The organism is Streptomyces griseoviridis, assembly GCF_005222485.1.
In the GTDB taxonomy this organism is placed as follows: domain Bacteria; phylum Actinomycetota; class Actinomycetes; order Streptomycetales; family Streptomycetaceae; genus Streptomyces; species Streptomyces hintoniae.
The window spans coordinates 8,321,748-8,341,988 of record NZ_CP029078.1 but is presented as its reverse complement, the minus strand read 5'-3'; the positions used below and the strand labels follow the sequence as shown (position 1 = coordinate 8,341,988).

The following is a 20,241-nucleotide window of genomic DNA, read 5'->3' as shown; positions in this document are numbered from 1 at the left end:
CACCCGGTCGACGGGTGCCCTGGTGGAGGCGGGAGGTCTTCGAGGCTCGGGGCCCTGTGGGACGCGCGGGTCAGGCCGCTTCCGCCGGTTGCGGGACCGCGGAGGCCCACTCCAGGACGAGCCGCTGGTACTCCTCGCGCTGCTCGACACTCAGTGTCCCGCCCGACCGGCGCCACAGGGCCCGGATCTCCTCGTTGACCTCGTCCGCCGATCGCTCGGGGCCGGGCTCAACAGTGGTGGACATGGTGTGAAGCATACGGTCCCGGCCGTGAAGGCGCTGTGAGTAATCGGGAGTGAAGCCGACAAATCGGACCGTGTTACTGATCACGTCATCTCTCGTCAACCATCGCCCAGTTCACCCGCGAGGGGTGTCCGTCAGCCGTCCGCGGCGCCCAGGACCAGCACCTGGATGGCCAGAACCGCGGCCCCACGTGCCCAGTCGTGGAAATCGGACACCTTGGTCTCCAGGTCGACCGGCTCGGCCAGGGGATGGCGCAGTCCGGTGACGGTGTCGCGCACCGTGTTCCCCGCCACATCCATCAGTCCGACGCCCTCGCCCGCGAGCAGGATCTTCTGCGGCATCGCGAAGTCGGCGATCCTGGCGACCAGGATGCCGAGGCCGCGGGCCGCCTCCCCGATCACCCGGGCGGCCATCGGGTCGCCCGCGTCGGCGAGCGCGAGGATCTCCTCGTAGCCGTGGTCGCGGCCGGTGGCGGCCATGACCTGGCGGCGGATGCTGGGGATCGACAGCAGGGCGACGGCGCTGCCGCGCTCGCCGTCCGGGGTGAGCGGTCCCGCGGGGTCGAGGATCCAGTGCCGTCCGAAGCCGCGGTCCTCCTGCCCGGTGCGCACCCGCCTGCCGCCCAGGACCAGCCCGTAGCCGATGCCCGCGCCGATGGTGAGGACCACGAACCGCTCCAGGCCCCGCCCGGCGCCGAACCAGGTCTCGGCCTCGACCAGGGCGGCCACGTCGTTCTCCACGACGACGGGCAGCCCGGTGCGCTCCTCGACGAGCGCGGCGAACGGGATGTCGCGCCAGCCGAGGAACGGTGACTCCCCCACCACCGCCCGGTCCCTGACCAGCCCGCCGACCCCGATGCCGATACCGGCCGCGCGCGGGTGGGCGCGGGCCAGTTCGGCGGTCATCTCCGCGACCAGGTCGGCGGCCTCGGCGGGGTCGTGGCTGGTGAGCGGGCGGTCGTGGCGGTCGACGATGTCGCTTCTGAGGGTGGTGACGACGCCGTAGACCATGTCGGCGGTGATCTTGAAGCCGAGGAACGAGCGGGACTCGGCGACGATGTCCAGCGGCTGCGAGGGGCGGCCCTGACGGCTCCCGGCGGGGGCGTCCGCCTCGACGAGCAGGCCCGATCCGAGGAGCGGCTTGGTCAGCCGGGTGAGGCTGCCTGCGGAGAGGCCGAGGCGGGTGGCCAGCTCGGTGCGGGAGAGCGGGCCGCCGATGAGCACCTCGATCGCCACGGCCCGTTCACCGGGGCTGAGCGGGAGCCAGCTGGCGGAGACTGCGGTCATGACGGGCGGACTCCTCCTGTTTTCTTTCGGGACGGAATCAATGGCTGCACTCTACTGACGACGGAGGCCGGGGGAAACAATCCGTACCGACCTCTTGACGGCTGGATTCTTTCGCCTCAAAAGTAAGTGCCGAGGACGAGCCGCCGCAGACAAGGGAGTCTCCCGATGACCATGGCCTCCAGCAGTCCTCCGACGCGCCGTCCGGCGCCCGGAGGTGACGGGCGGCTCGCCGCCGTCTTCATCGCGCCGGCGCTGCTGGGCTTCGTCGTCTTCCTGCTCTGGCCGACCCTGCGGGGCGTGTATCTGAGCTTCACCCGGTTCAACCTGCTGACCCCGGCCGAGTGGGTGGGCCTCGACAACTACGTACGGATGGTCCACGACCCCATCTTCTGGGACGCGCTGCGGGTCACCGTCGGCTACGTGCTCGTCAACATCGGTGTGCAGACGGTGTCGGCGCTCGCCATCGCCGTCCTGCTGCAACGCCTGACCGGCTCGGCGCTGCTGCGCGGGATCGTGCTCACCCCCTACCTGATGTCCAACGTGGTGGCCGGCATCGTCTGGCTGTGGATCCTGGACACCCAGCTCGGCATCGGCAACGAGATCGTCGCGGGGCTCGGCTTCGACCGCATCCCGTTCCTCGCCGACGAGACCTGGGCCATCCCGACGATCGCGCTGATCAACGTGTGGCGGCACGTCGGCTACACGGCGCTGCTGCTGTTCGCCGGGCTCCAGGCCATCCCCGACGAGATGTACGAGGCGGCGAAGGTGGACGGCGCGGGCGAGTGGCGGATGTTCTGGCGGATCACGCTGCCGCTGCTGCGGCCGGTCCTCGCGGTGGTGCTGATCATGACGGTGATCGGCTCGTTCCAGGTCTTCGACACGGTCGCCGTGACGACCGCGGGCGGGCCGGGCAACGCCACCAACGTCCTCCAGTACTACATCTACGGCGCCGCCTTCGGCCGCTTCCAGTTCGGCTACGCGTCGGCGATGTCGGTCGCCCTGCTCGTGGTGCTGAGCGCGATCACCGTCCTGCAGTACCGGCTCACCCGGGCCGGCCGGAGCGACCTCGGCTGACGGGGAAGGAGAACCGCGACATGACCGGTCCCACCGCCGTGACCACGGCGCCGGCCCGCCCCGGGAGCCGCGCCCGCAGACCCTCCCTTGGCCGCATCGCCGCCTGGGCGGTGATGGGCGCGATCGTGCTCGTCACCCTGCTGCCCTTCTACTGGATCCTGCGCACCGCCCTGTCCGGCAACGCGGCCCTGGCCGTCGACCCGGCCGACCCGCTGCCGGTCAAAGCGACCACCGGCGGCTTCGCGCGGGCGCTCGGCCTGCAGTCCACCGAGGAGGCGATCGCCCAGGGCGGTTCGGGCGGCGGGCTGCGGTTCTGGCGCTATCTGCTCAACTCGGTCGTCGTGTCGACGCTGATCACCGGCTGCCAGATCTTCTTCTCCGCGATGGCCGCCTACGCCTTCGCCCGGCTGCGCTGGCGCGGCAGGGACACCGTGTTCGGCCTGTTCCTGGCGGGACTGATGGTCCCGGCGATCTTCACGCTGCTGCCCAACTTCGTCCTGATCAAGCAACTCGGCCTGATCGAATCGCTGTTGGGGATCGCGCTGCCGACGATGTTCATGACGCCGTTCGCGGTGTTCTTCCTGCGCCAGTTCTTCCTGAACGTGCCGGGCGAGGTCGAGGAGGCGGCCCTGCTGGACGGCGCGGGGAAGGTGCGGATCTTCTTCCGGGTGCTGCTGCCGATGGCCTCGACGCCCGTCCTGACGCTGGCCGTGCTGACGTACATCACCTCGTGGAACGACTACTTCTGGCCGCTGATGGTGTCCTACAGCGACAGTTCACGCGTCCTGACCGTGGCCCTGGCGATCTTCCGGGCGCAGACCCCGCAGTCCGGCGTCGACTGGTCGGGCCTGATGGCGGCCACGCTCGTCGCCGCCCTGCCGATGCTCGCGCTGTTCGGCTTCTTCGCCCGCCGCGTCGTCGGCTCCATCGGCTTCACCGGCATCAAGTAAGGGGACGGACATGCGAATTCGGCTGCGCGGGAGTGCGGCGCTGTCCGGGGCGCTGGCCCTGGCCCTGGTCAGCGGCTGCGCCGGCGGGGCGGCGGTCCCGTCGTCGGACACGGTGTCGTACTGGCTGTGGGACGCCAACCAGCTGCCCGCCTACCAGGCGTGCGCGAAGGGGTTCCAGAAGGAGAACCCGGGTCTGCGGGTGCGGATCACCCAGATGGGCTGGGACGACTACTGGACGAAGCTGACGGCGAGCTTCATCGCCGGCACCCAGCCCGACGTGTTCACCGACCACATCCAGAAGTTCGGCCAGTTCGCCGACCTGAAGGTGCTCGAACCGCTCGACGGCCTCGGCATCGACCCGTCCCGCTACCAGGCGGGCCTCGCCGACAACTGGGTCGGCCAGGACGGCCACCGCTACGGCGCCCCCAAGGACTGGGACACCGTCGCGCTGTTCTACAACGAGAAGATGGCGAGGTCCGCCGGTCTCGACGCCGGCCGGCTCAACTCCCTCTCCTGGAACCCCGAGGACGGCGGTACCTTCGAGAAGGCCATCGCCCGCCTCAGCGTGGACCGCGACGGCAGGCGCGGGGACGAGCCGGGCTTCGACCCGAAGCACGTCGCGGTCTACGGCCTGGCGAGCAACGGCGGCGGGGACGGCGACGGCCAGACCCAGTGGAGCAACTTCGCCGCCTCCGCGGGCTGGACCTACACCGACAAGAAGCGCTGGGGCACCACCTACCACTACGACGACCCGACCTTCGCGTCCGTGCTCACCTGGTACTTCGGGCTGGTGAAGAAGGGGTACATGCCGCCGTTCTCCGCCTTCAACTCCCAGTCCAACCCGGCCAACGCGCAGGTCGCCTCGGGGAAGGCGGCCACCGCCTTCGACGGCGCCTGGATGATCTCGACGTACGCGGGCCTGAAGGGCGTCGGCACCGGCGCCGCCGTCACCCCGATCGGGCCGACCGGCAAGCGGGCCACCATGATGAACGGCCTCGCCGACTCCGTCACCCGCGACGCCCCGCACAAGGCGGGCGCGCTGAAGTGGGTGCGCTATCTCGCGTCCGACGACTGCCAGCGGACGGTGGGCGCGCACGGCGTCGTCTTCCCCGCCACCCCCGACGGCACGGCCGCCGCCGTCGACGCCTACCGCGCGAAGGGCGTGGACGTGTCGGCGTTCACCGAGCCGCTCACCGACACCGCGCACTCCGCGACCTTCTCGTTCCCGATCACCGCGTACGCGGCCGACGTGTACGCGCTGATGCACCCCGCCATGCAGGACGTCTACGGCAGCGGCGGCTCCGTGGCCGGCCTCGACACGACCAACACCCAGATCAACCGGATCCTCGACCAGTGATCCGACCGTCCACTCGACCCTTGAAGGGCACGCCATCCATGACGTTCTCCCTCGGCATCGTCGGTGCCGGCCAGTTCTCCGGCCAGTTCGCCAAGCTGTTCCTGGCCCATCCGGGCGTCTCCGACATTCATGTCACCGACCTGCTGCCCGAGCGGGCCGAGCGGCTCGTCGCCGACGAAGGGCTCACCGGCACCTTCCCGTCCTACGAGGCGATGCTGGAGTCGCCCGCCGTCGACGCGGTCGCGATCTTCACGCAGCGCTGGACGCACGGCCCGCTGGTCCTCCAGGGCCTCGACGCGGGCAAGCACGTGTACTCGGCGGTCCCCATGGCGATCACCACCGAGGAGATCGCGGCCATCATCGAGGCGGTCAAGGTGACCGGCCTGACCTACATGATGGGCGAGACCAGCCAGTACAACCCGGCGACCGTGCACGCCCGCAACCAGATCGCCGAAGGCGCCTTCGGCCGGATCTTCTACGCCGAGGGCGACTACGTCCACGACATGGACCTCGGGTTCTACGACGCCTACCGCTACAGCGGCGGCGACAACTGGAAGGCCACCGCGAGCTATCCGCCGCTGCTGTACCCGACGCACGCGGTGGGCGGGGTGCTCGGCGCCTGGCAGACGCACGCGGTGAGCGTGTCGGCGCTGGGCGTGGTGGACGAGCGGGGCGACGGCGTCTTCGACCGCTCGGTCAGCCAGTTCGACAACGACGTCTCCAACGCGACCGCGCTGTTCGAGGTGGCGGGCGGCGGGTCGTTCCGCACCAACGAGTTCCGGCGGGTGGGCTATCCGTCACACATCCGGGAGTCCCGTTTCCGCTTCTTCGGCACCGAGGCGAGCATGGAGCAGTTGGCGACGGTCGCGCTCTGGCAGGACAAGAAGGGGGTGAAGGACATCAGTGAACTCCTCGAACCCAAGCCCACGATGTCCCCCGACGACCCGTCGCTCCAGCACATCGCGCCGGAGTTGCGGGCCGCGTTCACCTCGGGCTCGGCGCCGGTGCACGACCGGGCCAGGCTGCCCCGGGAGTTCGACCATCTGCACAACGGCCACGAGGGCAGCCACCACTTCCTGGTGGACGACTTCGTGACCGCCGTGAACACCCGGTCGCTGCCGTCGGTGAACGCGTGGGTGGCGGCCCGCTACACCCTGCCGGGCATCGTCGCGCACGAGTCGGCGCGGCAGGGCGGGGCCCGCCTCGCGATCCCGGACTTCGGGGACGCGCCGCGGGAGTGACGGCGTCCGCGGGCCGGGCGCCCGGTGGGATCAGGTGCCCGGCTTGCGGCCGTAGACGAAGACGTCGTCGCCGTTCTTCAGCAGCGACCAGTACTTCTTGGCGACGGTGGGCGTCATGTTGACGCAGCCGTGCGAGCCGGGCGGGTTCCACATGCTGAGGCCGACCGAGTGGAAGGCCTGGCCGCCGTCGAAGAACTGGCTGTAGGGCATGGGCACGTCGTAGAGGGACGAGACGTGGTCGATGTCACGCCAGTAGACCTTCTTCAGCCCGGTGCGGGTCTCGTAGCCGTCGCGGCCGGTGCGGACCGGGACGGGACCGTAGACGAGCTTCTTGCCGTCCTGCACCCAGCTGAGCTGGAGCGTGAGGTTCACGCAGGCGATCCGGCCCTTGTTGACGGGGCAGGTACCGGCCTTGTTGGGCGTGTTGCCCACGGCCTTCTGCTTGGTCATCAGATCCATCACGCCCCAGGTGACCGGACCCGCGTAGCCCTGGTTCGGGGTGATGCCGTGCTTGGTCTGGAAGGCCCTGATGGCCTTGCAGTCGGTGCTCGACTGCTTGCCGTCGACCGGGCGGCCGAGGAACTTCTCGACCTTCTTCTGGTAGGGCCCCGCCTGGGTGGTGCAGCCGGTCGCGGCCTGCGCCGGCGCGGTGCCGAGCGCGAGGCCGATCGGTGCCACCAGTGCGGTGAGCCCCAGGACGACGGCTCCCCGTCTGCGTATGTCCCCCATGCCGTCCCGCCTTTCGCGTGGAGTGGTGCTTCGTGGTCGCTGGTCTCGCTGGTCGGCGAGCCCCACTCACAGGACCGGTGTACGACGTGTTCGGTTGTGGGCCGGGGCGCGCTGCGACCAAATGGTGACATTACCGTGTGCCCGGTGGGGGTCATGACCACGCGGACCGATCCAGCCGTCCCGGGCCGCGGACGGTCTTGCCGCCGGGGCAGGGTTCGGCCAGGGTGGGAGGCGGTGCGCCGGTCGGCCTTCGCGCACCGGACATGATCACGGGGGTGACATGGGTTCTGCGGCGGCTCGGTCGGACGGTCCGGTACCGGGGGCGGGCGGGCACCGCGTCCGTGATGTGGTGCGCGACGTGGTCGCCGAAGTGGCCCCGGAGGAACAGCCGTTGGTGGCGGGCCTGCTCCGGTTCGACGACGCGACGGTGGTGCGAAGGCTCAGTGGCCGCGGCCGGCGCCACGAACCCCTGGGGTTCGGGCTGGGCGAGGTCGCCGCGCTGGTGACGCCGGTGGTCTGGCTTGCGGTGAACCAGACGGCGCAGCGGGTCGTGGGTGCCGCGCTCGACGGCGCCGCGGGCAGGGCGAGAAACGCGCTGCGCAGACTGTCGCGCAGGCCGCCCGAGACCGTCACGGTTCCGCCGCTCAGCCGTGAACAGCTGGCCATGGTGCGGCAGTTGGTGCTGGAGGTGGCCGCGGAGCTGCACCTGGACGAGGAGCGCGCTCGGGCCGTCGCCGACGCGGTGGTGGCCAGGCTGGCGCTGGCGGGACCGGAGAGCGGCGGTCGCGGCGGCCCGGCCGGTCCCGACGACTCCACCGAACCCCCGGCGGGCCCCACCACCGGTCCCGCGTGATGCCCCGCTCCCCCGCCGCCACGGTGTCCGGTGCGAAGCGGCGGCCCGCCCCCGCCGGGATCGACGAGCGGGTTCTCGCGGCCGGTACCACCCTGCGGTTCGTCCTGCTCCTGCTGCTGCTGGCGGCCGCGGGCGCCACCATGGTGCCCCGGGTCGTCCGGCATCTGCTCGCCTCGCCCCAGCTCGCCGACAAGGAGGCGGGGTGCTGGCTGGCGGCGGGCATCGACACCGGCGGGCCGCTGAACGCGAGCTACGTCCAGTTCACCAGGAACGCGGCGGCGTTCAAGGCGTGCACGGCTCGGTACCAGCAGGATTTCGACGGGGTGTCGCTCGCGGTGGGCGCGGGGGCCGTCGCGGTGGCCGTCGCCGTGTACTGGCTGCTGCCGGTCTGGCGGACGCGGCGCTCCAGGGTCGCGCCCCTGGACGCGATGGACGTGCACGGCGGGCTGCGGCCCCTGCTCGACGACCTCGTGACCGTCGCGGGAGTCACCCGGCCGCCCCGGTTCGTCGTCGACCCGGCGGCGCCGACGGTGAGCGCCATCGCGTTCGGCCGGCGGCGCGGTCCCACGATCCGCCTCGACGGCGGTCTGGTCGCGACCTGCGACACGCACCGTGAGCAGTTCCGTGCCGTGGTGCTCCACGAACTCGCGCACCTGCGGGCCGGGGACACCCCTGTCACCTACGCGACCGTCGCGCTGTGGCGGGTGTTCCTCGTCCTCGTCCTGCTCCCGTGGGCCGCGGTGGGCGTGGACATCCTCCTCGTCGCCGGAACCCCGGGCGTGCGGGGGCAGTTCGCGCCGTTCAACACGCACGAACTGGTCCTCGGCTGCGCCATCGTGCTGGCGGTCCACCTCACGCGCGCCGGCATCCTGCGCCACCGTGAGATCTACGCCGACCTCATGGCGGTGCGTTGGGGCGCGAGCCGGGAGCTGTGGGAGGCGTACGCCCGGCAGCCCCCCTGGGCGGGGCCGCGCCCGCTCACCGGGTTCGCCGAGCTGTGGCGCAGCCATCCGTCCTGGGCGCTGCGCCGGGCGTCGCTGACCGACCCGAGGGCGCTGTTCGCGCTGGAGCGCCTGCCGCTGTTCCTCACCGGGCTCGCCGCCGACGTCCTCGTCTGGCACCTCGGGAGCCTGCCGGACGCGTCCGTTCCGGTGCGGGCGGTGCTCGTCGCGGGGCTCGTCGTGGGCGTCGGGGGCGTCGCGCTGTGGCGCGCGGTGCTGTACGCGCGCCTCACCGGGCGGCCGGTGCCGTCCGGTGCGCCCGTCGGCCTGTGGCTGGGCGCCGGGCTGGTCGTGGGCGAGTTGGCGGGTCCGGGAGCGGCCTACAACCACTGGCTGCCGCCGCATCCCGAGGCGCTGCTGATCCTGGTGGCGGCGCTGGTCCTGGTGATGGCGTGGACCGCGCAGAACGCCGCCTGGTGGCTGGGGTCATGGCGCGGCCGCTCCCTGGGCCCCGCGATGCTGCTGGGCCTCGCGGCGCCCGCGCTCGCGCTCGCCTCCGTCCTGTGGTGGTGGTACGGCGACGGCCAGGTCCTCACCGACGGGTGGCCGTACACGACGGCCGGGCTGCTCGGCTCGTACGGGCTGCCGGGGCTGCCGCCCGCGCACATCGGCCCGCTGCTCGAGGTCGTCGCGGTGGTGGGTGTCCTTCCCGGCACCGACGCGTCGGTGGAGAGCTTCTGGTGGGCCGGGGTGCTGCTGTGGCTGGTGCCGCTGCTCGCGCTGCTCGCCCCGGCGCTCCGTCCGTCGTCGGGCCCCCCGAAGTGGCTGACCGGAGCGCTGTCGCAGACGGCGGGGCCGTCGGTCCAGGTCGGCGACGCCGGGAACCGCCCGGGTCTGGGGCGGCTGCTCGCCGCCGGTCTCGCCGGTGGCCTCGTCTGCTGGGCCGGTCTCGCTCTGGCCCGGTCCCGCCTGCACCGACCCGGTCCGGCTGCCGTGGGGACGACGGGCCCGTTCCAGCTCACGCAGCTGATGGGGCCTGTGCTGGTGATCTGCTGCGCGATGGCCCTGACGGCCGCCGTCGTCGCCGCGGTGACGGACACCGGCCGGCTGCCGGCCGGGCTGGTCGCGGCGGGGTGCGCGGCGCTGCTGGGCGCGGGCGGCAACTGGCTGCTGATGGCCGCGGACGGCTGTCTGGGACCGCTCGACACGGTGGCGGGCGGGTGCGGTTGGCACCCGTGGGCGGCGGGCCGGCTGCTGCGGATCGAGCTGGCGTACACGGGGAGCCTGGGGACGCTGCTGGCGGGGGCGGCCGCCTTCGTGGGCGGCGGGGCCGGGGTGCTGGGGCGGCGGCGGTCCGCGGCGCGGGTCCGTCCCCGGCGGTCGCGTCGGCGAGTCTGGGAACGGGGTGTCCGGGTGGCGGCCGTCGTGGTCGTGGCGGCCGGGATCGGCACGACGGTCTTCGCCGTCCAGGCGTCCGGCTCGGCCGCCCGCCCGTCCCGGTCACCGGAGCTGATGCTGGACCAGTCGACTCCCGCCCCTTCGGCGGCGCTGGTCCGGCTGGAGGGCCAGGCGTGGGCGGCGGTCGGGGGGCTCGACCATCTCAACGCGTTCATGTCGGCTCAGCGCGGCTACACCGCCGCCTCGAAGGCCGTGGGGAACTCCACCTCCGAAGCCGGATTCGCCACGGCCATGGGCAGGTTGAGCACCCGGTGCGCCACCCTCGACCGGGTGACGAGGAGCGCCCGCGGGTACTTCACGGTGCCCGAGCCGACGGGTCAGCGGATGTGGTCGGACCTGCTGACCCGCCAGCGGGAGTTCGCCGCGGCCTGCCGTGAGCTGACGAAGCGGCCGGGAGCCGGCACCGCCGAGGCCGCGACGACCGCCCGGCAGAACGCCGTCGACGCGACGGACGCGATGATCTACTGGCTCGCCGAGACGGGCGCGATCCGGCAGAAACCCGCGTAAAGGACCCGTGAACATTCTGCGGTCGACCATGAAGTGATATGGCAGGCACATGGCAGTCCGGTAGAGATGCCCGCTACCTTCGGTGCATGGGGAACGCCAAAGTGCATACCGCGCGGGGGAGTTGGCGACGATCAGGCACAGTCGCCGCACCCGTCACCGCAGCCGTGCTGGCCGGGACGCTCGCGCTGACATCCTGCGGGAGCGGCGACAAGAGCGCCGGCACCGGGGACAAGAAGCCGACCGAACACCACACCGTCGTCCTGGAGGCCACCTCCGACTACGGCCGGCCGATAGCGATCAACTACTTCGGTACGGCCACCGGACCGAAGGGCATGACCACCATCGGCGAGAAGGGCAAGGGGGACCTGTCCGCGGCGTCACCGTGGAAGGTCACGCTCACCGTGAACGGCAAGGACCCGTGGATCCATCTCTCGGCCAACGGAACCGGCTGCATCGGACGGGCGACCGGGGGTGACTCCTGCGCGACCGGCACCATTCCCGACGCGGCCGACATCGAGGGCAAGGGCATCACCACGTGCCGCATCACCATCGACGGCAAGGTGGTGGCCGCGGAGTCGTACACATATCCCGTGATCATTCCCGTCACCTGTCTCACTCCGCGCGGCGACAAGACGAAGTGAGGGGCCATGACCGAGGAGACCGCGGGCTCCGTCCCGCCGAAGAAAGCACGGCGGCGCGGCCCGCTCATCGCGCTGCTCGCCCTCGTCCTCGTCGTCGTCGCCGGTGTGTCCGTGTGGCTCCTCGGACCCGGCCGCGGGAACACGGACGGCTCCGGATCGTCCCTGCGGGACGAACTCGACCGCTCGGCGGCCCTGCTCCGCGGTGCGCCCGCGCTCCACTACACGGGCGCCATGAGGGTCAAGGGGCAGGCGGACACCCGCCTCGACCTGGTCGTGGACAACCCCGGCGACGCGCTCGGCACCCTGGCGAGCCCGGACGGTCCCGCACTCGACTACGTGGCGGCCGACGGCAAGTCGTTCCTGCGCGGAAAGGCCGCGGCGTGGCGGTCGTTCGGCATGGGCGAGAAGTCCGAGGTGCTCGCGGAGGGCCCGCGCCTGGTGGCACCCGGCGTCTTCTTCAGCGAGGACCCCGCCACCGCTCTGGCGCCCCCGGCGCTGGCGAAGACGCTGCGCTTCGAGGACGTCCCGGACAAGAAGATCACCGCGGCTGACCCCGTCACCGCGGGCGGTCGCACCTGCACCCCGGTCCATGCCGGCGGCTGGACCGTCTGCCTGGGCGAACGGCTGAAGGGCGGCGCCAGGTTCGTCGACCGGGTCACCTTTCCCGGCGGCTCGCCCGTGCTCGACCTCGCGTCGATGTCACGGCAGGAGATCAAGCGGTTCTCCGACGACTTCCGGTCGAAGGTGCCCATGACGCGGGACGCGGTCAACGACCAGATCGACGTGACCACCCAGATCCTCCACGACTACAAGGGGAAGTGCGCTCCGACAGCCTGCACCTTCCGCTCCCGGACGACCGTCACCTACCTCGGCTCCTCCGCCGCGCCGCAGGCGTCCAAGGACGTCCAGGTGAACTACGCGTGGGTGATCGAGCGGGACGGGAAGACGGTGAAGGTCGGCCGCAACTGCTCGGGCGCCGTACTGGTCAAACCGGGCAGCTCGGTCGATCTGGCGTGCACCGCCACCGGCCCCCCGGTTCCCGCCGGGGCGACCAGCGGCCAGTACCACGGTGCGATCCACACGTCCGATGTCGCCCTCACCCGGGCCGAGTACGAGGCTCTCGTGCGCCTCGCGGCCGACCACGCCGAGAAGGTCGCGGCCCTCCCCGACCTGCCGTCCGCCGGCTGACCCGGCCGCGTCGCACGGGACCGGTCCGCCGCCGTCAGCCGCCCGCCCGCTCGATCGCCGACAGGAAGCCGGTGTTGACGGCGGTCAGGCCGCCGTCGACGGTGAGGGAGGTGCCGGTGATCCAGGCGGCGTCGCGGGAGGCGAGGAACGCCACGGCGGCGGCGATGTCCTCGGGCTCGCCGATCCGGCCGAGCGGGTAGAGGCCCTCGACCGCGGCGAGCCGGTCCTCGCGTCCCTGCCACGCGGAGGTGCGGACCGTGCCGGGCAGGACGAGGTTGACGCGGACCCCGCGCGCCGCCGCGTGTCCCGCGAGGGTGCGGGTGAGGGAGCCGAGGCCGGCCTTGGCGGCGCTGTAGGCGTGGTTGCCGAAGTCCTGGAGGCCGTTGACGGAGCCGATGGTGACGACGGCGCCGCGTCCCGAGGCGGCCAGGTGCGGGAGGGCGGCGCGGCAGCAGCGGTAGGCGCCGGTCAGGGTGATGTCGAGGTCGAGGTCCCAGGCGTCGTCCGGCTCGTCCTCGAACAGCGGGGTGTCGGGGCTGCAGTGGGCGGCGCAGTTGACGAGGACGTCGAGGCGGCCGAAGGTGTCGAGGGCGTGCGCGACGGCCGCCTCGACGGCCGCCCGGTCCCCCACGTCGCACGCCGTCGCCCCGGCGGTGAGGCCCTCGGCGCGCAGTCGCCGCGCGGTCCGCTCGGCCTCGGGTCCGTCGGCGTCGGCCAGCAGCACCCCGGCCCCCTCCCCCGCGAGCCTGCGGGCGACCGCGGCCCCGATGCCGCGGGCCCCTCCGGTGACGAGAACCCCGTATCCCGCGAAGCGCTGTGTGTCGGTCATGGGCGGCAACCTACTGCGCCGACGATCAGCGGGGCAGGGGGCGGGCGCGGACGGCGGGGAACGCGCGGTCCTTCACGGCCGCGCGGCGAGCCGCTCGGCCAGCGCGGCGTCGTCGGGGAGGAACCAGATGCGGTCGCCCTGGTTGGTCTCGTGGACGAAGTCGCGCAGCGCGGAGCTGTCGGCGAGGTGGCGGGAGAGGTCGCCGAGCACCACCAGGCGCACCCGGTAGGTGACGAACTTCTGCACGACCGCGCCCGCGACGCCCGTCCTGAGCCGGAAGAACGCCTCGGCGACCCGCTCGGCGGGCACCACGACCAGCTCCGCGCCCTGCCCCATGGCGTCCCCGATCAGGTCGAGGGCGGCCTGTTCGCCGTCGAGCGCCGGTCCTTCGGGGGCGCAGCGCAGGGCGGGGACGTCATGGAGGGTCACGAGCGTGTCGGTGGTCATGATCGGTGAGGGTAGCGGTGTCCCGGGCGCGGGACACCGGGTTTTCCGGCGGCCCCGGTGGGGTCAGTGGCCGCGGGCGATCCACTCCTGGAGGTGCGGGGCCTCGGCGCCGATGGTGGTGGGGTCGCCGTGGCCGGTGAGGACCTTCGTCCCGGGCGGCAGGCCGAGCAGCCGGTCGCGGATCGAGTCGATGATGGTCGGGAAGTCCGAGTAGGAGCGGCCGGTGGCGCCGGGGCCGCCCTGGAAGAGGGTGTCGCCGGTGAAGACGGCGCCGAGCCCGGGGTCGTGGAGGCAGACCGCGCCGGGCGCGTGCCCGGGGGTGTGCAGCACCTGGAGGTCGGCGCCCGCCACCTCGATGACCTGGCCGTCGACGAGGTGGGCGTCGGGGTCGCGGTCGGGGTGGGTCTGCTTCCACAGCGGCAGGTCGTCGGGGTGCAGCCAGATCGTGGCGCCGGTGCGGTCGGCGAGGGCGGGCGCCGCGTCGATGTGGTCGTTGTGGGCGTGGGTGCACACGATGGCGACCAGGCGCCGGTCGCCGACGGCCGCGGCGATGGCGTCGGCGTCATGGGCGGCGTCGATGACGACGGCCTCGTGGTCGTCGCCGACGATCCAGACGTTGTTGTCGACGTCCCAGGTGCCGCCGTCGAGGCTGAACTGCCCTGAGGTGACGAGGCGTTCGATGCGCGGGGCCATCAGAGGACCACCACCGAGCGCAGCACGTCACCGTGGTGCATCCGCTCGAACGCCTTCTCGACGTCGGTGAGTTCGATGGTCTCCGTCACGAACGCGCCGAGGTCGAGGCGGCCCTGGAGGTGGAGGTCGATCAGCATCGGGAAGTCGCGGGAGGGCAGGCAGTCGCCGTACCAGGAGGACTTGAGGGAGCCGCCGCGGCCGAAGACGTCGAGGAGCGGCAGTTCCAGCTTCATCTCCGGGGTGGGCACGCCGACCAGGACGACGGTCCCGGCGAGGTCGCGGGCGTAGAAGGCCTGCCGGTAGGTCTCCGGGCGGCCGACGGCCTCGATGACGACGTCGGCGCCGAAGCCGCCGGTGAGTTCCCTGATGGCGTCGACCGGGTCGGTGGAGCGGGAGTTGACGGTGTGGGTGGCGCCCATGGAGCGGGCGGTCTCCAGCTTGCGGTCGTCGATGTCGACGGCGATGACCTTCGCGGCGCCCGCGAGGCTCGCGCCGGCGATGGCCGCGTCGCCGACGCCGCCGCAGCCGATGACGGCGACGGTGTCACCGCGGCCGACGTTGCCGGTGTTGATGGCGGCGCCGATGCCGGCCATCACACCGCAGCCGAGGAGTCCCGCGACCTGCGGGGCGACCGACGGGTCGACCTTGGTGCACTGTCCCGCGGCGACCAGGGTCTTCTCGGCGAAGGCGCCGATGCCGAGCGCCGGGGAGAGTTCGGTGCCGTCGGTGAGGGTCATCTTCTGCTGGGCGTTGTGCGTGTTGAAGCAGTACCAGGGGCGGCCGCGCAGACAGGCCCGGCAGTTGCCGCACACGGCACGCCAGTTGAGGATCACGAAGTCGCCGGGCGCGACGTCGGTGACGCCCGCGCCGACGGACTCGACGACGCCGGCGGCCTCATGGCCGAGCAGGAAGGGGAACTCGTCGTTGATGCCGCCCTGCTTGTAGTGCAGGTCGGTGTGGCAGACCCCGCACGCCTGGATCTTGACGACCGCCTCGCCGGGCCCGGGATCGGGCACGACGATCGTCTCCACCCGCACCGGCTCGTCCTTGCCCGGTGCGATCACGCCGCGTACTTCCTGCGCCATCGTGTTGAACCCTTTCCCTCGGCCGGTGCTCCTCCCCCGACCCTACGCGAGACGGGCCGGTCACGGACGTCACCCGAGCTGTGCCGACGCCGGGAGCAGGCACGATCCGGTCGAGCGCCCCCATTCCCCGGCTCCGGGGCCGGGCCACTCGGACGACCGGGGACCTCCGGGGCGCGCCGATCACGCAGGAAGCCCGCCCGCCGCCCGCCCTCGCCCTCGCCCGCCTCACGTCCTCGCCCGCCTCACGTCCTCGCCCGCCGCCCGCGCCCCGACCTCGTCCGCCGTCCGCCGTCCGCCGTCCGCCGTCCGCGGGCACCCGGCCCTGGCGCCGGGTGCCGTGCGGGCCGGACGTAGCCTTGGGCTCCGCCGACCCCGAGGAGCGCCGTGAGCCCCGCAGACGTCACGCCCGCACCGCCCGCCTGGCGCCTCCTGCTGAGCCATGTGCGCCCGCACCGCTGGGCGTTGGCCGCGGGCGGGTTCCTCTCGCTGCTCACCGGCGGCGCGGCGCTGCTGCTGCCGCTGGTGGCGAAGGGGCTGATCGACGACCTGTCGCGGGACCGCGCCATCACCGGCGCGCTGCTGGCGATGTCGGCGCTCGTGGTCGCCAACGCGGTGCTCGGCGGCCTGGGTTCGTACGTGCTGCGGCGCACCGCCGAGTCGGTGGTGCTGGGCGCGCGGCGGACCCTGTCGTCGTATCTGCTGCGGCTGCGGATCACCGCCGTGGACCGCAGCGAGCCCGGCGACCTGATGGCGCGGATCACCTCGGACACCACCCTGCTGCGCGAGGTCACCACCGACTCGCTGGTGGGTTTCGGCACCGGCGGTCTGACGCTGCTGGCGACCGTCGTGATGATGGGGTTCGTCGACCCGGTGCTGCTGGGCGTCACGCTCGCCGTGGTGGTGGGCGCGGGCGTGGTGCTGGGCGCGATCGTGCCGCACATCAACCGGGCGAGCCGGCGGGCGCAGGACGCGGTGGGGGTGATGGGCGCCTCGCTGGAACGGGTCCTGGGCGCGCTGCGCACGGTCAAGGCGTCCGGCGCCGAGGACCGCGAGGAGCGGACCCTGCACGCCGCCGCCGAGGAGTCCTGGCGGCAGAGCGTGCGCGCCGCCAAGTGGGCCGCCGCCGCGGGCAACACGGCGGGGCTCGCGATGCAGGTCGCGTTCATCACGGTGCTCGCGGTGGGCGGGGCGCGGGTGGCGACCGGGGCGATCGACATCGGCACGCTGGTCGCGTTCCTGCTGTACGTGTTCTATCTGATGGCGCCGATCCAGCAGGTGGTCGGTGCGGTCACGCAGTACCAGACGGGCTCCGCCGCGCTCGCCCGGATCCAGGAGGCGCTGGCCCTGCCCGCCGAACCGCCGTCCCCGCCCGCGCCGTTGCCCGGTGCGGGTGCCGAACCGGCCGCCGTCGCCTTCGACGACGTCCGCTTCCGCTACGCCGACGACCTGCCGTACGTCCACCACGGGGTGACGTTCGCGGTGCCCGCCCGGGGCATGACGGCGTTCGTCGGCCCGTCGGGCGCGGGCAAGACCACCGTGTTCTCGCTCATCGAGCGGTTCTACGACCCCGAGTCGGGGACCGTCACGCTCGACGGACGGCCGCTCGGGGAGTGGGAGTTGACCCGGCTGAGGTCGGCGATCGGGTACGTCGAGCAGGACGCGCCCGTGCTGTCCGGGTCGCTGCGGGACAACCTGCTGCTCGGTCACCCGGAGGCGGGCGGGGAGGCGCTGGACCGGGTGGTGCGCACGACCAGGCTCGACGGGGTGGTGGCCCGCCTTCCGCAGGGACTCGACACCCTGGTGGGGCACCGGGGCACCAAGCTGTCGGGCGGTGAGCGGCAGCGGGTGGCGATCGCGCGGGCCCTGCTGCGCCGGCCCCGGCTGCTGCTGCTCGACGAGGCGACCTCGCAGTTGGACGCGGTGAACGAGGCGGCGCTGCGGGACACCGTCGCGGAGGTGGCGCGGGAGACAACGGTGCTGGTCGTCGCGCACCGGCTGTCGACGGTGACGGCGGCGGACCGGATCGTGGTGATGGACGCGGGCCGGGTCCGCGCGGTGGGCACCCACCACGAACTCGTGGCCGCCGACCCGCTCTACGCGGAGCTGGCGGCCACCCAGTTCCTGGCGACGGCGGGCTGAACTCCCTTCGGCGGAAGGGGTGGTGGGTGTGCCGGGGAGGCGCTGACCGCCGGACGGGCGCGGTGCGCATCCCGCCACACTCCCGAGGTCCCCGCACTCCCGAGGTCCCCCGCCCTCCCGAGGTCCCCCGCACTCCCGTTCGTGCGGTGAAATCCGCTTCACGCGCGCTCTCCGGGAACGCGCCGCGCGCAGGCCCGGGTCATGCCGAGGGCCGCCCGGCGGTGCGCGGGGCGGCCCTCGGTGTGGTGCGGGTCCGTGGCTACTCGAAGGCTCCGACCAGTCCGGTGACGGGCGCGGCCATGTCGGTGATCTGGTGCAGCTGGCTCAGGTCGTTGAGCCCGTTGAGCTGCTTGAGCTGGGCCGAGGGCCGGGGCAGCAGCGCCTGGTGCTCGGCGGGGATCTCGCTGGTGGTCAGCGAGTCAAGCATCGCGATCGGGTTGATCTTGCCGGAGTCCTGGGCGGCCGGCTCGGCGGCGTTCGCGAGCGGAGCGGCGAGCGCGGTGAGCCCGGCGGCGAGGCCAACGGCGGCGACGATACGACGTGTTGAGATCATGTCTTCAGCAACGGCGTACCGCGCCCGCCGGTCACGGCCACCGGCCGCCGCTCACTCGTCAGGCGGAGCGCCGGGCCCGCACTTGCCGGTCGCGGCGGCCCGGAGGAGCCTCGGAGGTGAGCCTGTCGAAGGAGGCGGACCGGATGACCATCGCCGTGAACGGGCGGGCCGTGTCATGGGCCGGCTGACGAGAAGGATCGGGCGCGTCCAGGTGTCGACCCGGCTGACCTGGTCGTTCTCGGCGCGCACGAGTGTCGGCCGGCGGCGGCGGCCGGTCCTGGCCGCCGCCGCGGGCCGACTGGTGTCGACGGCGCTGCTGCGCAGGGCGCTCGGCGCGGCCCGCGCCCACCGGCCGGGCGCGGCGCCGGCGCCCTGCCGGGCCCGCCGGCCGTGGCGCCGGTGAGCCCGCTCCGCTCCGCGGGTCAGCGCATCCAGGCGCTGTACTCCATGACGTCGCCGGTCCGCACCCCGTACTCGGGCTGCGGCGCGGTGTACGTGGTCTCCATGCCGAGGACGGCGCCGTCGTCGGCCGACATGATGAGCATCCGCCGCACCCCGGTGGTGCCGTCGTACACGTAGGCCTGCCCCGCGCGGCCGAGCCGGTCGGTGACCCGGCCCACCGGGCGCAGCCCGCGCGCCTCGGAGAGCAGGCCGGCGACCGCGGCCGACTCGCGGGCGCCGAGCGTCCAGTTGTCGAGGAGGAGCCCCACGGCGTCGAGGAGCCGGGGTGTGTCCAGCGGTCCCTGCTCGTGGGCGGCCTCGGTGAGATAGGCGAGCAGTCCGGCGCGGTCGTGCGGCGGGGGCGCCTCGGGCGGGGCGTCGCTCCAGCTCGGCGGATAGGTCCTGCGGACCAGGACCTCGCCGTCGTCGACGAGCCGCGGCGAGCCGTTCTCGTCGGTGAGGACGGGGCGGCCGGCGTGGCGCGGGTCGGTGGCGACCACCAGTTCGGTGTGGCGCGCGTCGGCCTTCCAGCGGACGATCCGTTCCAGCGGGAGCGTGATGGGCGGCTTGTCGTCGCTCATGCCGAGGCTCCAGGTCTGCACGTGGGTGCCCTTGCGCAGGGTGGGCCCGCCGTCGGCGGCGTTCTCGGCGCGGGCGGCGAGCACGGCGAGGCCGACCGGGGTGGTGTCGGTCCTGACGACCAGCGGGCGCGGCGCGGCGATGGCGGGGGTGGCGCTCGGCCCGCCGAGGAGCAGGGCCAGCGCGGTCGCGACGACGACGGTGAGGGCGACGGCGCTCCACAGCAGCCGGGGGCCGCGACGGCCCGCGGTCGACGGCCGCCGGGCGCTCTTCGCGGGCAGGCGGAGGCGGCGGGCGGGGGGTTCGCGCAGGAGCAGGTGCAGCCGGTGTTCGGCGCGCGGGTCGAGGGGGCCGTCGGCGTAGCGGGGGCCGTCGGGCGGTACCGGGTCGGCCCGGCGCAGGATCTCCAGTTCGTCAGCCATGGCCGTGCTCCTTGGTGAGGGTCGCCGCGGGCGGGTGGACGCGGTCGATCTCCGCTCTGAGGCGGCGGCGGGCGCGGTGCAGCCGCATCGCGGCGGCCCGCTGTCCGCAGCCGAGCGCGACGGCGACCTCCTCGACGTCCAGTTGCTCCCACGCCGTGAGGCGCAGCACCTCGCGGTCGCCCTCGGAGAGGCGGTCGAGCGCGTCGTGCACCCAGGCGCCCGGCGGTTCGGTGTCGGGGCTCTCGACGACCTGCCTGCCGTGCGCCGCCTCGTCGTTGCCCAGCCGGTCCAGCAGACGGCGCCTGCGTCCGTGGCCGCGTATCGCGTTCGCGAGGCAGTTGCGGGCCACCCCGTACAGCCAGGGCAGCGGCGCCCCCGGCAGGTCGCCGCGGCGCCGCCAGGCGACCGTGAACACCTCCGCCACCACTTCCTCCACCTCGCTGGTACGCCCGTCCAGTCGCCGCGCGACATAGCGGCTGACCGCCCAGTAGTGCTCGCGATAGGCAGCGGCGAAGATCTCGTCGTTGCTCATGTTCCGTCTGTGTCCGGCACCGGCCGGATCGTCACACCCTCCTCCGTGATGCTCG

20 protein-coding genes are annotated in these 20,241 nt (G+C 73.0%); 10 read left to right on the top strand and 10 right to left on the bottom strand.

The window, feature by feature from the left end:
• Positions 1–70 precede the first annotated feature (70 nt).
• Positions 71–256, bottom strand: a complete 186-nt coding sequence (locus DDJ31_RS36030; protein ID WP_127176225.1) for a hypothetical protein — start codon at positions 254–256, stop codon at positions 71–73.
• A gap of 119 nt (positions 257–375) precedes the next feature.
• Positions 376–1,527 carry an ROK family transcriptional regulator gene (locus tag DDJ31_RS36025; protein ID WP_127176226.1) on the bottom strand — a complete coding sequence of 384 codons (1,152 nt, stop codon included), beginning with the start codon at positions 1,525–1,527 and terminating at the stop codon, positions 376–378.
• Between the two features lie 165 nt (positions 1,528–1,692).
• Between DDJ31_RS36025 and DDJ31_RS36020 the strand changes: the two genes are divergently transcribed.
• The 4 genes from DDJ31_RS36020 to DDJ31_RS36005 are packed head-to-tail and all read left to right on the top strand — an operon-like array spanning position 1,693 to position 6,149.
• Complete coding sequence (locus tag DDJ31_RS36020) at positions 1,693–2,601, top strand: carbohydrate ABC transporter permease (RefSeq protein WP_127176227.1); 909 nt, start codon at positions 1,693–1,695, stop codon at positions 2,599–2,601.
• Between the two features lie 20 nt (positions 2,602–2,621).
• Entirely contained in the window at positions 2,622–3,551 is a 930-nt protein-coding gene (locus tag DDJ31_RS36015; RefSeq protein WP_127176228.1) for a carbohydrate ABC transporter permease, read from the top strand.
• A 10-nt stretch (positions 3,552–3,561) separates the two neighbouring features.
• Positions 3,562–4,908: an ABC transporter substrate-binding protein gene (locus tag DDJ31_RS36010; RefSeq protein WP_127176229.1), complete on the top strand. Its 1,347-nt coding sequence runs from the start codon at positions 3,562–3,564 to the stop codon at positions 4,906–4,908.
• Between the two features lie 38 nt (positions 4,909–4,946).
• Positions 4,947–6,149: a Gfo/Idh/MocA family protein gene (locus DDJ31_RS36005; RefSeq protein ID WP_127176230.1), complete on the top strand. Its 1,203-nt coding sequence runs from the start codon at positions 4,947–4,949 to the stop codon at positions 6,147–6,149.
• Between the two features lie 30 nt (positions 6,150–6,179).
• Here DDJ31_RS36005 and DDJ31_RS36000 read toward each other — a convergent pair whose 3' ends face one another.
• Positions 6,180–6,878: a L,D-transpeptidase family protein gene (locus tag DDJ31_RS36000; protein WP_127176231.1), complete on the bottom strand. Its 699-nt coding sequence runs from the start codon at positions 6,876–6,878 to the stop codon at positions 6,180–6,182.
• 358 nt (positions 6,879–7,236) lie between these two features.
• Between DDJ31_RS36000 and DDJ31_RS39535 the strand changes: the two genes are divergently transcribed.
• From DDJ31_RS39535 to DDJ31_RS35980, 4 genes are all read left to right on the top strand, one after another.
• Positions 7,237–7,731, top strand: a complete 495-nt coding sequence (locus DDJ31_RS39535; protein ID WP_240677958.1) for a hypothetical protein — start codon at positions 7,237–7,239, stop codon at positions 7,729–7,731.
• Positions 7,731–10,637 (top strand): M56 family metallopeptidase, encoded by a 2,907-nt coding sequence (locus DDJ31_RS35990; RefSeq protein ID WP_127176232.1) that lies wholly within the window; start codon positions 7,731–7,733, stop codon positions 10,635–10,637. Before DDJ31_RS39535 ends, DDJ31_RS35990 begins: the two co-directional genes overlap by 1 nt.
• A gap of 86 nt (positions 10,638–10,723) precedes the next feature.
• Entirely contained in the window at positions 10,724–11,278 is a 555-nt protein-coding gene (locus DDJ31_RS35985; RefSeq protein ID WP_164784825.1) for a hypothetical protein, read from the top strand.
• A 6-nt stretch (positions 11,279–11,284) separates the two neighbouring features.
• Positions 11,285–12,466 carry a hypothetical protein gene (locus DDJ31_RS35980; RefSeq protein ID WP_127176233.1) on the top strand — a complete coding sequence of 394 codons (1,182 nt, stop codon included), beginning with the start codon at positions 11,285–11,287 and terminating at the stop codon, positions 12,464–12,466.
• A gap of 34 nt (positions 12,467–12,500) precedes the next feature.
• Here the strand turns inward: DDJ31_RS35980 and DDJ31_RS35975 are convergent, their stop codons facing one another.
• The 4 genes from DDJ31_RS35975 to DDJ31_RS35960 all read right to left on the bottom strand — a co-directional run bounded on the left by DDJ31_RS35975 (position 12,501) and on the right by DDJ31_RS35960 (position 15,520).
• Positions 12,501–13,295 carry an SDR family NAD(P)-dependent oxidoreductase gene (locus tag DDJ31_RS35975; protein ID WP_127176234.1) on the bottom strand — a complete coding sequence of 265 codons (795 nt, stop codon included), beginning with the start codon at positions 13,293–13,295 and terminating at the stop codon, positions 12,501–12,503.
• 72 nt (positions 13,296–13,367) lie between these two features.
• Positions 13,368–13,742 (bottom strand): DUF4180 domain-containing protein, encoded by a 375-nt coding sequence (locus tag DDJ31_RS35970; RefSeq protein ID WP_127176235.1) that lies wholly within the window; start codon positions 13,740–13,742, stop codon positions 13,368–13,370.
• Between the two features lie 63 nt (positions 13,743–13,805).
• Positions 13,806–14,435, bottom strand: a complete 630-nt coding sequence (locus DDJ31_RS35965; RefSeq protein WP_127176236.1) for an MBL fold metallo-hydrolase — start codon at positions 14,433–14,435, stop codon at positions 13,806–13,808.
• Positions 14,435–15,520, bottom strand: coding sequence for an S-(hydroxymethyl)mycothiol dehydrogenase (locus DDJ31_RS35960; protein ID WP_127176237.1), 1,086 nt, complete (start codon positions 15,518–15,520; stop codon positions 14,435–14,437). Before DDJ31_RS35960 ends, DDJ31_RS35965 begins: the two co-directional genes overlap by 1 nt.
• A gap of 384 nt (positions 15,521–15,904) precedes the next feature.
• Here DDJ31_RS35960 and DDJ31_RS35955 point away from each other — a divergent pair, with 384 nt between their 5' ends.
• Entirely contained in the window at positions 15,905–17,659 is a 1,755-nt protein-coding gene (locus DDJ31_RS35955; protein ID WP_127176238.1) for an ABC transporter ATP-binding protein, read from the top strand.
• Positions 17,660–17,918: 259 nt separating this feature from the next.
• Here the strand turns inward: DDJ31_RS35955 and DDJ31_RS35950 are convergent, their stop codons facing one another.
• On the bottom strand, positions 17,919–18,212 hold the full coding sequence (locus DDJ31_RS35950; RefSeq protein ID WP_127176239.1) for a hypothetical protein: 294 nt from the start codon (positions 18,210–18,212) through the stop codon (positions 17,919–17,921).
• Positions 18,213–18,423: 211 nt separating this feature from the next.
• On the opposite strand from DDJ31_RS35950, the gene DDJ31_RS35945 reads away from it, so the two are divergent.
• Positions 18,424–18,615, top strand: coding sequence for a hypothetical protein (locus DDJ31_RS35945; protein ID WP_127176240.1), 192 nt, complete (start codon positions 18,424–18,426; stop codon positions 18,613–18,615).
• Positions 18,616–18,634: 19 nt separating this feature from the next.
• Here the strand turns inward: DDJ31_RS35945 and DDJ31_RS35940 are convergent, their stop codons facing one another.
• On the bottom strand, positions 18,635–19,654 hold the full coding sequence (locus tag DDJ31_RS35940; RefSeq protein WP_127176241.1) for a CU044_5270 family protein: 1,020 nt from the start codon (positions 19,652–19,654) through the stop codon (positions 18,635–18,637).
• Positions 19,647–20,186, bottom strand: a complete 540-nt coding sequence (locus DDJ31_RS35935) for an RNA polymerase sigma factor (protein ID WP_127176242.1) — start codon at positions 20,184–20,186, stop codon at positions 19,647–19,649. Before DDJ31_RS35935 ends, DDJ31_RS35940 begins: the two co-directional genes overlap by 8 nt.
• Positions 20,187–20,241: the final 55 nt, after the last annotated feature.